Annotated in this window: 8 protein-coding genes; 7 read left to right on the top strand and 1 reads right to left on the bottom strand. The window is 40.0% G+C overall.

The genetic code is table 11. The features are described 5' to 3' along the window. Positions 1–553 precede the first annotated feature (553 nt). From AC1D69_RS24500 to galU, 5 genes are all read left to right on the top strand, one after another. Entirely contained in the window at positions 554–763 is a 210-nt protein-coding gene (locus AC1D69_RS24500) for a DUF2759 family protein (RefSeq protein ID WP_495458727.1), read from the top strand. A 283-nt stretch (positions 764–1,046) separates the two neighbouring features. Then, complete coding sequence (locus AC1D69_RS24495; protein WP_495458726.1) at positions 1,047–2,120, top strand: S1C family serine protease; 1,074 nt, start codon at positions 1,047–1,049, stop codon at positions 2,118–2,120. Then, the gene (locus tag AC1D69_RS24490; protein ID WP_495458725.1) at positions 2,117–4,051 is read left to right on the top strand and encodes a copper amine oxidase N-terminal domain-containing protein; all 1,935 of its coding nucleotides are present in this window, start codon (positions 2,117–2,119) and stop codon (positions 4,049–4,051) included. Before AC1D69_RS24495 ends, AC1D69_RS24490 begins: the two co-directional genes overlap by 4 nt. 258 nt (positions 4,052–4,309) lie before the next feature. Next, complete coding sequence (locus AC1D69_RS24485; protein WP_495458724.1) at positions 4,310–6,826, top strand: U32 family peptidase; 2,517 nt, start codon at positions 4,310–4,312, stop codon at positions 6,824–6,826. 307 nt (positions 6,827–7,133) lie between these two features. Beyond that, positions 7,134–8,012, top strand: coding sequence for a UTP--glucose-1-phosphate uridylyltransferase GalU (gene galU / locus AC1D69_RS24480; protein ID WP_495458723.1), 879 nt, complete (start codon positions 7,134–7,136; stop codon positions 8,010–8,012). 130 nt (positions 8,013–8,142) lie between these two features. On the opposite strand, the gene AC1D69_RS24475 is transcribed toward galU, so the two are convergent. After that, a complete protein-coding gene (locus tag AC1D69_RS24475; RefSeq protein WP_495458722.1) occupies positions 8,143–10,608 on the bottom strand; it encodes a Wzy polymerase domain-containing protein in 2,466 nt (821 codons plus the stop codon). Between the two features lie 315 nt (positions 10,609–10,923). On the opposite strand from AC1D69_RS24475, the gene AC1D69_RS24470 reads away from it, so the two are divergent. Further along, positions 10,924–11,703: an ABC transporter permease gene (locus AC1D69_RS24470; protein WP_495458721.1), complete on the top strand. Its 780-nt coding sequence runs from the start codon at positions 10,924–10,926 to the stop codon at positions 11,701–11,703. 13 nt (positions 11,704–11,716) lie between these two features. Beyond that, the gene (locus tag AC1D69_RS24465; RefSeq protein ID WP_495458720.1) at positions 11,717–13,387 is read left to right on the top strand and encodes an ATP-binding cassette domain-containing protein; all 1,671 of its coding nucleotides are present in this window, start codon (positions 11,717–11,719) and stop codon (positions 13,385–13,387) included. Positions 13,388–13,417 lie beyond the last annotated feature (30 nt).

The raw sequence follows: 13,417 nt of genomic DNA, 5'->3' as shown, positions 1-13,417 counted from the left end.
ACCGTAAACGAATCCACAGTAAACTTGGTTATTTATCGCCGGTTCGCTTTGCTGCGCTCTTTCAAAAGAAGAAGAATGCATAATAAATTTCTTAACGGAGTGTCTACTTTCTTGACGGTGGTCCATTATTCCATCTAAAGTGATCCTTATCAGGGAAATTGGGGATATCGGGTTGAATTAAGGGCATATTTTCCTGTTAATCAGAGATATAATGGGATACAGATGTGATTTAACGGGAATTTATCCAGTTAAATGAATTCAGTCCCGATAAATCCCTACAGGTACAGAAACCATAGCATAAGCTCCGCACCCTCAAAATGAAGATAGAAGAATAGATTCCAAAGATGAATTTAATGAATTCAATCAATTCAATCAATTCATTGAATTCAATGAATAAAATCATATAAATAAGATGAAATCCCCCTACTTGGAGAATATTTCATGACAAATTTGATTTTTTTTGGAATCGGGGCTTGCATAAGATAGTTCGGCAGGATAACATATAAATATAGGTAAAAATTCCCGTAACGATTCATTGAGGAGGTACAAATGTATGCTGTTGGCAGAAGCTGCTGAGACTGTATCCAGATTCCATGTGTTTGATATTTTTATGATTATATTCACATTACTTATCTTAATCGGGGTCGTGCGTTTAGTAACACAACCTAAAAAGAATCTATTTGCTATCGGTTTCAGCGTAGTTAGTTTATTGGTCTTCCTTTACTCTGATTATGCGATGGTAAAAGGATGGATTATTGGTTAAGTCAATACTTATAATAGAGAGCAAGGATGATAAGACGCCTTACTGCAGATGCAGGTAGAGGGGTCTTATTTTATTATCAAAGATCGTGGGGTTGACCCATATCTTGACTTATATATTTCAATCTTACATCATCATATAAATATTCCATGAATTGTATGGGATAAAATAGTATAATACATTTGGGCTAATCCTTAAATAAAATAGATTAATAGAGCATCTTAGAGATAACTTCGTGGAAGATAAAGAGAGTAAATAACTGAGAGGATTAGGGTGAGGAGAGACGATGAAAAGATTGGGAAAGTACAGCGCGATTGTGTTGTTATGTAGCCTTATATTAATGAGTGGTATGGACACTGCTCAGGCACAACAACAGAGTAAGGTAAGTGCCTCTAAAGTAGTCAATACGGTTAGTACAGATTTGGTTCCGCAAATTGTGAAGAATGTATCACCATCCGTAGTAGGGATTATTGGTAAGGGTGAAGTTAGTCAACTGGATAGTAATTCAGACCGGTATAATCTAGTACATGGAACAGGTGTAATTATTCGCTCCAATGGTTGGATTGTGACGAATGCTCATGTGGTTGACGGGTTAAAAAATGCGACGGTCGTTACCACAGATGGGAAAACTTATAAAATAAAAGAAGTATATACAGATGAAATAAGCGATATCGCACTTGTTAAAATAAATGCGAGTTCTCTAACCCCGGCTAAATTCGCCAAATCGATTCAAAATACAGAAGTAGGGGAGAAGGTCATCGCTATTGGTACGCCTGTCTCTTTCACATTACGTAATTCTGCAACGGTAGGGGTTGTGAGTGGCCTGAATCGAGGAGTTAGTGCATCATACCGCTTGATCCAAAGTGATACGGCCATTAATCCTGGGAATAGTGGTGGACCACTAGTGAACATGAAGGGTGAAGTACTGGGTATTAATACAATGAAATTCTCAGCAGTCGGCGTTGAGAATATGGGATTCTCCATTCCATCGGATACTGTTCAATATGTCATTAATCAATTGATGAAGTATGGCGAAGTAAAACGCCCAAGTCTAGGTGTCACATTAGAGGAAAGTTGGTCTGCCATTGTAGGTCTTCCTACGGATGATCCTTTAACGGTTACTAAAGTTCTATCTTCCGAGGCTGAGAAGGCTGGGATTCATGAGGATGATGTACTTTATAGCATTAATGGGATTTCAGTTACTTCCGTAGTAGATATTAACGAATTATTTAAGGCATATTTACCTGGCCAGACCGTGAAATTGTTAATGCAGAGTGACGGCGATATTGTTATTCGCAAGTTAGTATTGACCCAACAAGGTCTGATCGCTGATGTAGAAAGTGGGGATTACGAGCTATGATATTCGGAATGAGAAATGGTATGGCATTGAAAAGAAGTCTATTTCGACAGAGCGTGTCTATTATTTTATGCTTATCCATGTTTCTTACAGCGGCGGTGTCGGTATTTGCAGCTAGCGGGGAAAAGTTAGAATTGAGGGTTAAGGTAGGAAGTACGATTGCAGTCATTAATGGACAACAAGTGGCTATTGCTAAACCGTACATAGATCATTCGACGACCATGGTTCCGTTAGGTGTGTTCAAAAAGGCATTCGGAAGCCAGGTTCGTCTTGAGAAATCTAATCAAGTGAAGGTAACATATGGAGCTCATACGTTAACCATGGTAATAGATAGTCATCTAGCATGGGTAGATGGTAAAAAGGTAAAGCTTGATGCAGCACCTACTATGAAGTTAAACACATTAATGGTCCCACTACGTTTGGTCGCTCAAGGGATAGGGGCTAAGGTTAGCTCAGGAACTACTGGGGAGAGTGTGATCACATTAATATCCACAGAAGATAAGGCTAACGTAGAGGATACTAGTATGGATAGTGATGTGGGAAAGACGAAGATCGGAAACAGTTACTATAATTGGACAATGAATTACCCATCAGGTCTTGTCATCGGGCAAAATGGAAATTATGAGAGTATTGCCACGTTTAACGATGCAGAGGGGGCATATTACATCGAAGTTCATGCGAATGAACAAGAGGTAGATCTTCAAACAGAGGACATTCTACAACGATTAGTGCAAGATGCTAAAGATGTGGGTGAACTCGTATTGGATCGTGAATCATTCCCGAGGGCATCCATTCCGTATTCGCGTATTGTTACAAAGGACTCAGATGGGACAATCTGGGAAAATCGTGCGTATTACGCTAATGAAGTATTATATGAAATATATTTTGCTGATTTAAATGCTATGAATTATAAAGATGTGAGTAAATATTCAGCACTATTAAATTCATTCACTACGAATTTCAATAAGCAGGACAAGAACATAAAAGACTTATCCAGTGTGGTTGATGGAAAGCGTAACGTCTACAATGAAGACTATGGTATTTCCGTAGATGTTCCTGCTGGATGGGATATGGACAATGAGAACATGTATTATGAAGACGAGAATGGAAGTTATCTTAAACTCGCTGTCTCATCAGCTCCTAAAGATTCAAGTCTTGCATTATGGAGTGAGCAGATGAAGAAATGGTTGGGAGAGTCTTTCGTTAAAGATTCTTATAAGATTGTGGACACGTACCCAATCGTCATCTCAGATAGTGATGGCCTCGTGAACGAAGTTCAATACAATTATGGTGATGGATGGATAACAGAATATCAAGTCATGGTTGAAAAAGAGGGATTCCGTTACTATGTAGAGTATTCAGTAGCCAATGACCAGAAGGCGGATTTAGCTCAATTCAAAGCAATCATGGACTCTATTACGATTGAGTACGAGGTTGTATCTGAAACTTTCGGAAGAATGGAAGAAGATACGAATTTGATTGATAAATCCAAGGTTACTACTAAATCCTCAAAGTCCTACTTGTTTAAAGTGAATGTTCCACAGTTCTGGACACCCATTCAGGATCGTTTCGAGAGTTCTCCGATTCAGTATCAATTCATGGGTGGACGATTCATGATTACAGCAGAGTATGACACTTCGGTTGAAGAGTCAGTGAGTCAGTTAAAGGCTTATTATACGGAGGCATCTCGAAAGTCTAATGAGCTAATCGTTCATAGTATTGATAACACGACCTTTGCGGGAGTGAATGCAACGATCTTTAAGTTCCATCAACTGAAAGATGGTATTCCTTATGAGGGAACCCAGATTTTATTTAGTAACAAAGACATCATGTATACCGTCTCCACATCATTAAACGATGCGAATGCCACACAGTTGCAGAAAGATGCACTGGAGAAGGCACTGAAATCTTTTGTATTCACGAAGTTAAATTAATCATTTTGGAAGGAGCAGCCTGAGGGCTGTTCTTTTTTTTGAAATAAAATGGCGGTATTACTGGATTTGTTTGCTATAAGAAGTTGAAATGATTGGGAAAGGTAGAAGGTTCGTGTGATATTTGATACAATAGATAAGTTAAAGACGTAATGATAAGTTGTTCCTACATGGTGTCTAAAGATCCATTTCGTAATGGATTAGAAATATATACTAAGAAGTTCACTAGCCATGGTGCTAGTTCGGGAGGATATAGATTACATGAGTAAACAAGGATTACAAAGAGGAGACGTTGAGTTACTGGCGCCTGCAGGTGATTGGGATTGTATGAGATCGGCTGTAGCGAATGGTGCAGATGCTATCTTTTTCGGTGTGGAAAAGTTTAATGCACGTGCACGCGCTAATAATTTCCGTATGGATGAGCTACCAGAGATTATGGCGTTTCTTCATAGTTATGGGGTTAAGGGATTTCTGACATTTAATATTCTAGTGTTCGAGAATGAGTTGTCTGATGCGAAAGAGCTCATTGATGTGTGTGTGGATGCAGGTGTGGATGCTGTCATCGTACAAGATTTAGGACTCGTGAAGATGATTCGTGAGATATCACCGGATTTCCCGATCCACGGATCGACGCAGATGACGATTACATCGCCTGAAGCTGTTGAATTTACGAAACCTTGGAATATGGAACGTGTTGTATTAGGTCGCGAGAACAACTTGAAGCAAATCAAGAAGATCGGTGAACAGGCGAAACTACCCATGGAAGTATTTGTTCACGGAGCACTTTGTGTCTCTTATTCGGGACAATGTCTAACTTCAGAAATGTGGGGAGGACGTTCGGCGAATCGTGGGGAATGTGCACAAGCATGCCGCTTGCCATATGACTTGATGGTCGATGGGGTTCAGAAACCGATGGGCGATATTGCTTACTTGTTATCCCCTAAGGATTTAGCTGCTATTGATATCATGCCGGAATTGATCGAAGCGGGTGTGACTTCTTTTAAAATTGAAGGGCGCCTAAAGAGTCCTGAATATGTGGCCAATGTGGTTAGTAAATATCGTAAAGCGATTGATCGTTATTTCGAAGGCGATTCTACACCACCAAGCAAGGAAGAAATACGTGAGCTTGCGCAAAGTTTCTCGCGTGGACTTACTCATGGTTTCTTAGACGGAACGAACAATAAGAAGCTAGTGGAAGGAACGTATCCGAAGAGCCGCGGAGTGTATCTTGGACGTGTGGATCAAATCTTACGCGATGGTGTAGTCTGCAAGATCGATGCACCGTTGAAGCGTGGAGACGGGATTGTATTCGACGCTGGGGACCCTACGAAGAAGGAAGAAGGCGGACGCGTCTACGATATCCGCCGCAAAGGTGTGAAGATCGAAGGTGAAGCTGGCGAAGGTTGGATTATTGATATCATAGCCGGACGAAACGATGTTGATCTACAAAGATTAAATGTCGGAGACCGTATATGGAAGACGAATGATCCTGCACTCGACAAACGTCTTCGTCAGACGTATGAGACAGAGAAACCGTATCGTGTATTCCCGGTTCAAGTGAAGGTTGTAGGTCATGTAGGTGGATTGCTCACTACATGGTGGACAGACGTACAGAAGGGTACGACTGTACAAGTTGATTCTGAAATGGAATTGGAAGCTGCACAGAAGCGTCCAATGGACTATGCTCTGCTGGAAGAACAATTCGGACGCCTAGGCGGTACCGTGTTCCAGCTTGAGCAGTTGGACGTCGAACTGCAAGGCGACGTCATTGTGCCTATGCGCGAGCTAAATAGCATCCGCCGCCGTGCGGTGGAGATGCTTGCAGGCGAGCGTCCGAAACCGCCGGTATACGTGAAACGGGCGGTTGAGGTGTACGGCGAAGCGGCGCGAAGCGCATCGCAGCCGGTGGCGCGTGGTGAAGCGGAGCTCACCGCGCTGTGCCGCAGCCTGCCGCAGGTGCAGGCTGCTCTCGAAGCAGGCGTAGGCATGATATACGCCGACTTCGAGTTCATCAAGCAGTTCCCGGCAGCAGTGGAAGCTGTGCGTGCCGCTGGCGCGAAGATCGCGTTGGCAACGCCACGCATTCACATGCCTGGCGAGAACGGCTACCACAACAACATCTTGCGCTTACAGCCAGATGCTGTGCTTGTGCGTAACACAGGGGCGCTGTACTTCTATCTGCGCCACCGTCAAGAGAATCCGGATGCCCAGCATCCACAGATCATTGGCGACTTCTCATTGAATATTGCTAACAGTAAGGCAGCTGATCTGTTCATCGAAGCTGGATGTGATCTTATTACACCATCTTATGATCTGAATATTCAGCAGATGGTAGACATGCTAGGACGGGCTAACACATCGAAGATGGAGATTGTTATTCATCAACATTTACCGATGTTCCATACAGAGCATTGCGTATACTGTACTTTCCTAAGTGAAGGAACAGACTTCACGAACTGTGGACGTCCATGCGAAGATCATAGCGTTTCACTACAAGACAGAATTGGGATGTCTCATCCCGTTCGTGTAGACGAAGGGTGCCGCAATACCGTCTATAATGCGATTGAGCAATCGGGTGCCGAGTATCTATCCAACTTCATGGAACTTGGCGTATCGAACTATCGCATCGAGTTCCTTGAAGAGACGCCAGAACAAGTGCATGAAGTAATTAATCTCTACAAACGCGCATTTCGTGGTGAGATCAGCGGTACGCAAGTATGGAAGTCTCTCAAGGCGACGAATCAGCTTGGCGTAACGCGGGGGCAGTTGGTGAAGTAGGAGGAATTCAGGTACAGTCTGTATTCTATAAAGGTTGATCGATCCTCTAAATGGGGGTAGATCAACCTTTTTGTGATGTAAGGAAGGAACAGACGCATCTATCCAATGCTAGCTACAAGATGATGACGAAAGTTCGAATTGGGCGAACGATTAAATTGCTTTGTTAGGCAACCGATGGCATGTGGAACAATTCTGTAGATCAATAACCGTCCTATACTATCGAATCATTCGGTTTTTTGTTACTATTATTGAATTAGAAACAACAGATGATAGTGATTAATAATGCTAGACTAGGAGACTCGAGTATATGAAAATCCGTAAAGCTATTATTCCGGCAGCAGGCTTAGGAACAAGGTTTCTTCCTGCGACAAAGGCGATGCCGAAGGAAATGCTCCCGATCGTGGATAAACCTACAATTCAATATATTGTTGAGGAAGCAGTAGCTTCTGGCATTGAGGACATTATTATCGTCACAGGGAAAGGTAAACGAGCGATTGAGGACCATTTTGACTATTCGTTTGAACTTGAACACAATCTCCATTCAAAGGAAAAGTGGGATCTGCTTAGTGAAGTACGCAAGTCATCAGAAATGGCGGATATCCACTATATTCGTCAAAAAGAACCGAAGGGTTTAGGTCATGCGATCTGGTGCGCTCGCAAGTTTATTGGTAATGAACCTTTTGCTGTCTTGCTCGGTGATGATATTGTAGAAGCAAAAGTGCCATGTCTAAAGCAAATGATCGACGTGTATGAACATTATCAATCTTCCATTGTTGGTGTGCAACCTGTTCCATGGAATGAGGTCTCTCGATATGGAATAGTAGATGGACACTCCATCGGGGAACGAGTATACCAGGCTAATCGATGGGTAGAGAAACCCCAAGAAGATATAGCCCCATCTAACCTGGCCATATTGGGTCGATACATACTCACACCGCGTATATTTGATTTACTCGGTGAACAACATGAGGGTGTGAATGGTGAAATTCAGTTGACAGATGCTATATCCAGACTAGGAGAGCTAGAGCGAGTACTTGCTTATCATTTCGAGGGGAAACGACATGATGTTGGAGAGAAGTTGGGCTTCATTGAGACGACCATTCATTATGCATTACAACATCGAGAATTAAGAGAAAACTTACTTCAGTATATGAAACAAACCATTCATGATATTGAACATTCATAGATTTAATTATCCATTTAAAAGAATGATGATCTTATAGAGTTGAGTCTGGTCTTCTTCTATTCATATTATACAAAACGGCTCCCATCCTGAACTCAGGATGGGAGCCGTTTCTATTGAATTAGTATGACAATTAAAGCGACATTTGAACCAAAGTATCAATCTGTGCTTTCTCCGTTGGGTCAATCTGTAATAGACGATCAAGCACGGCTTGATCTGTTGTACCTTGCTTCATCATAGATGCAATATACCAACGTGCAATTTCGCGGTTGGTTGGATCACTTAGGTCTTCAAGCAATCCTATTTTTAACGTTTCAGCTGCCTGATCTGGTTGGTTGAGTAAGTAATGCATCTTACCTGTGTTTAGTATCATTGCAGGTGTATTAGCAAATGCACGCCCAGCCATTTGTCCCTCAGGTAGGGTAGCTAGATGTATAAGTCCAGCTTGGACCTTACCGAAGGCGGCAATACCTGCATTAAAGTATTTATCTCTAGAGGCTGTATCTTGTTGGTTTTGAGCATTCGAACCAAGTTCATAACCTTGCGCAATTATTTTCTCATACCACTCAATATCCCAATTAAAGTTCTCTGAATTATTTATTAATAGCTTAAAGGCCTGATCCTGTTCTCCTTTTAATTGATATAACGTAATTAAGCGATTAATCATTTGCTTGTTGTAAGGTTCATCTTTAAGTGCCTCTACAATCAGCGTGTAAGATGAATTATAGAAATCTTCATTCTGATCCTGCGTGTATACTTGCTGATAGAGAGAAGAGAGTAATATGGTCGAATCTGGATTATGCTTACGTATGTTAAGGTCCTTCTCAAGGGCTGCCTTTATTTCATCGAAGGAGGTACTAGTCTGTGCTACTTGTTTCGCCGTGAGTCCAGCATTCGCTGCCTGCACATATCGGATAGACGTGATGAGCACCACAACAGCACATATGCCGACTACAAAACTATAAAGAGTGCTTGCTCCAGTACTATTCCAGCGTAACTTTTGGATGCGTAGTGGTTTACTCTCCATAACAGCGGCCATGCCTCCAAGACTAAGATATACGAGAATCCCAATGAATACATAACTCATATTAAAGTCAAGAATACTATGCAATAGGATGGATAACGCTAGAATAAGATATAGGAAATGAGATTCCTTTCCTTCCTCTGTTGCTCTGATATAACCACGAATATATTTATAGAATATAAAGATCAGGAATGCCATAAATACGATAAATCCAAGGATGCCGACCTCTACCAAATATTGAAGGAAGAAGTTGTGTGCTTGTCGGCTTGTGTAAGGATTATTCTGATATTTTTCATACAGCACACTCCAAGCCCCACCACCTGCACCTAAGACAGGATAATCTTTAACAACCTTGATAGCATCTTTATAAAAAGTTATACGTTCTAACACACTGTGTTGTTGAAAGTTAATATTCTCAAGACGAGTACTGACATTGTCAGGGAGAATATTACGGGCACTAGTTCCGATGAAGAGAAAGGCTATTAAACCTACCACAACAATGGATCCTACGGGAATCCATAGGCTAGCCAATGTACGATTAGACCATGATTCAAGACTTCGTTCTAGACGAGGAGCGATGAACTTTTGAATAACCCAAGCAAGCAATGCAACAATGACAGATGTGACAAGTAAATAGGTCCATCCTTTGGCTGCTTCTCCACCGTCATAAGTTGTGTTTAATTGCAATCCTAGATCCGTTACTGTTTTCGATATCACCAAGGATGCACCGCCAGCTATGGCACAATATACAACCCACAGAATCTGTTTAGCTGGTTTTAAGAATAATAGTAGAAGGACAAATACGACAGGAAGCATAACCAATCCACCACGTGAGAGCGTTAAGAGAATGGATACGATAATAGGGACTAACATAAATCCGTGTAGTGCTTGCCCGTACCACTTACGTGATTTGATAAGAAAGAACACTGCTGCAAATAAGAAAGCCATTAGAAACGCAGCGTAAGTATTCGCATATTGAAATACCGAAGTTAAACGCAGACCGTTTGAGTCCGTCATGACCGCATCTGTATATTTACCATTCAGTACGCTATTAGAGAACCATACAATTAATGTACCTGCGAATTTACCCTGCCCGAACCAATTGAGAAATCCAAAACCAACGATGATATAAGCTATAGCCATAATCGCGATCTGAATGATTCTATTCGCTAGTTTATCTCTTAATACGAATAACCCAACAATAAACATGATTGCATAGGTACTCTGAATAATGACCATATTTATCGCTAATGAATGCGAGGCGGCACCAAAGAGTGAGAGTACATATGTAATAGGAAGTAGCAATACCCAAATAGCCATCCAATCTCGTTGATCTTCTAATTTAATCCTCTTGTAATAGTTAGCAATCCATACCAAGAGAATCACGCAGGCCATTGCTGAAGCCCAGAATATAGGTTGCTCGAATTGTAGTGCCTGTCCATTAAATAACGCTACTTGAAATGGCGACCATGCTAGATATAGAATGATAGACGCTAATAATATCCATGATAAAAAAGGAATTTTTTCGACGTCACTCGACCTTTTGGCCTGTTTACCGTATACTTGTTTAGACAAAGTTTTCAATCTCCTTTATGTTATATATGGTAGTATTTTAGCATAGGATAAAATTCTATTCTACTAATTGAACAAGCGGGTAGTATGATCTTACGATTTAATTGGGTTCTTAAGTCAATCAAAGTTTAACTTTAAAAAGGAGATAATTGGGATTAAATGCGAAGAATTATATTTTTCCAACACAGAATAATAGAATCTACTACAGAAATTTTGTCTTGAGAAATAGTAAGAAACTGAACTCTGAAACAAGTATAAAAATCAAAAAGGTCTTAAATCGTATTTCGAAGAAATCCGACAACCTGTGGAGGGTTATTAATGCTAGGGAAATTATTTATTGATTTTCAGAAATATCGTTTTCTCCTATCACAATTAGTGGGAAGGGATTTTAAAACTAAGTATAGAAGATCCGTTTTAGGTGTATTATGGAGCCTTCTAAACCCACTCTTAACAATGATTGTGCAATTCATGGTATTTTCCACGTTATTCCGATTCGATATACCTAATTATGCGGTGTATTTGCTCAGCGGAATAGTGATGTTTAATTTTATGGCTGAGGCAACGTCACAGTCAATGACCTGCATTATACAAAATGCATCACTAATTAATAAAGTATATGTGCCGAAATACATATATCCTTTTTCTCGAGTTTTGTCGTGTGGCGTAAACTTTCTGTTTTCTTTGATTGCTTTGTATACAGTCATTATTGCGACAGGTATGCCAGTTACTTATCATCATATCGCATTGATCTTTGGGATAGGTTGCATGTTTGTTTTTATATGTGGTATTTCGCTATTGCTTGCTGCAATGATGGTCTTTTTTAGAGACACACAGTTTTTATATAGTATTGGATTGACAATTTGGACGTATTTGACACCTATTTTTTATCCTGAAAGTATACTGCCAAGTGCAATAATGTCTATAATGAAATTCAATCCAATGTACCACTTCATAAGGTTTATTCGTGTAATTATTTTAAATGGTGGTTTTCCTGACCCCAAGGCGTGGGTATTTTGTGCCGTTTTTGCAATAGGTTCACTATTGCTAGGGATATTCGTATTTAATAAAACTCAAAATAAATTCATTCTTTATTTATAAGAGGGGTATCATCTTGATAAAAGTAGATAATGTGTCTATGAAATTTCGTATGGCAAATGATCGTGTCTCAAGCCTTAAGGAATTTCTTGTGAAAAAGATAGCTGGAAAACTAGAATATAAAGAGTTTGTTGCTCTAAAAGGTGTTTCCTTTTCTATTGAGAAGGGAGAAGTTGTAGGCATTATCGGCAACAATGGAGCGGGGAAAAGTACTCTTTTAAAGATTATTTCGGGAATATTACACCCGACAGCAGGCAAACTTGAAGCTAAGGGAAGTATTGCTCCAATGCTAGAGTTAGGTGCAGGTTTTGACGTCGATTTAACCGCAAAAGAGAACGTTTATTTGAACGGAGCAGTATTAGGATATTCGAAGGAATATTTGACAGAACGTTATGATGAGATAGTAGACTTTTCAGAATTACATGATTTTATGGATACCCCTATTCGTAATTTCTCTTCAGGTATGATTATGCGTCTTGCTTTCTCAATTGCTACTCTTGTGAATCCAGATATTTTAATTGTTGATGAGATTTTATCTGTAGGAGATGCACAATTCCAAAAAAAGAGTGCTAAAAGAATGAGGGAACTAATGAGCGGGGGAACTACAGTTATATTAGTTTCTCATAGTATTGAGCAGATCCGAGAGATGTGCACTAAGGTTGTTTGGCTGGAGCATGGCGTTGTTCAAATGGTTGGTAATACACGCGATGTATGCAGTGCATATATGAAGTCTACCAGAGAAGGTCCCTTGTTGGATAATCAAAAGAATATAACTGATCGAGAAAAAAATGAGAGATTTGAATGGAGAAATACGTTATATACTCCAACAACTATTGAAAAAATCGGTCATGAATATTTTATAGTGGACTGTTGGCATCATCGTGTAATTTATAATGACAATCTAACCGACCCTATTAAGGATTGGAATACTATGTCAGATAATATTGGTGATCCACATTCTATTGCCAGTGATGGTTCTGTTTATTTGGTAGAGGATACGGAAAACAATGAGGTTAAGGTATTTCGTAGAGATGGAGATCATTTTAGGATTACGCAAATTATAGAACGAATAGGACAGCGTCCTAATAGGATTGTCTATGATGATAAGAACAAACTTTTTTATGGGATTTCTGCTATGTCTCAACATATATTTGTGCTAAAAAATAATGGCCAAGAGGTTATTACGGAAAAAGTAATAAGATTAGGATACTTAGTAGATAATTCCTATATTAGAGCAATCCAATTGATTGATGGAGAACTTTATTTTGTTTCTGGTGCAGGCAAAATTATCGTAGCGAATTACAATAACGCATCTTTCGATTTAATTCGAGAGTATGAGGTGCCATTTGAACTAAGTGGCATGAATGATATTACAAAGTGCGGATCTTACTATTATCTTAGTGTCTATCAAGATGGAGCAGGTGTTATTGCTCCGAAATTAGTGAGAGTTCAGAATTTAAATGATTTAGCAAGTTCTAATTATGATGACATATTTGATAGCCTAAGTTTAAAAGGAGTTCCGTATAACTTCTCTCACATTGATGGGAGAATATTCTTGACCGAGATTGATTACTATTCGGAGATTATATCCTTTCGAGTGGTAGATGATGAAATTTTAGATATTCAAGTACAGTATGATGCAGGTGTCCCCGGAGAGTCGTCCTTAGATAGGCGCCACGGTAAATAAGAGTAGGTGTATATTGTAGCCGAAAAGTAT

This window comes from Paenibacillus sp. Y301, assembly GCF_059445505.1.
Note: the sequence above shows the minus strand (reverse complement) of the source record. Positions and strands in the feature narration are given on the sequence as shown.

What these genes read in the sequence shown, in the direction of transcription:
- AC1D69_RS24500 (WP_495458727.1), top strand. Translation starts at nt 554, where the DNA reads ATGCTGTTGGCAGAAGCTGCTGAGACTGTATCCAGATTCCATGTGTTT.
- AC1D69_RS24495 (WP_495458726.1), top strand. Translation starts at nt 1,047, where the DNA reads ATGAAAAGATTGGGAAAGTACAGCGCGATTGTGTTGTTATGTAGCCTT.
- AC1D69_RS24490 (WP_495458725.1), top strand. Translation starts at nt 2,117, where the DNA reads ATGATATTCGGAATGAGAAATGGTATGGCATTGAAAAGAAGTCTATTT.
- AC1D69_RS24485 (WP_495458724.1), top strand. Translation starts at nt 4,310, where the DNA reads ATGAGTAAACAAGGATTACAAAGAGGAGACGTTGAGTTACTGGCGCCT.
- galU (WP_495458723.1), top strand. Translation starts at nt 7,134, where the DNA reads ATGAAAATCCGTAAAGCTATTATTCCGGCAGCAGGCTTAGGAACAAGG.
- AC1D69_RS24470 (WP_495458721.1), top strand. Translation starts at nt 10,924, where the DNA reads ATGCTAGGGAAATTATTTATTGATTTTCAGAAATATCGTTTTCTCCTA.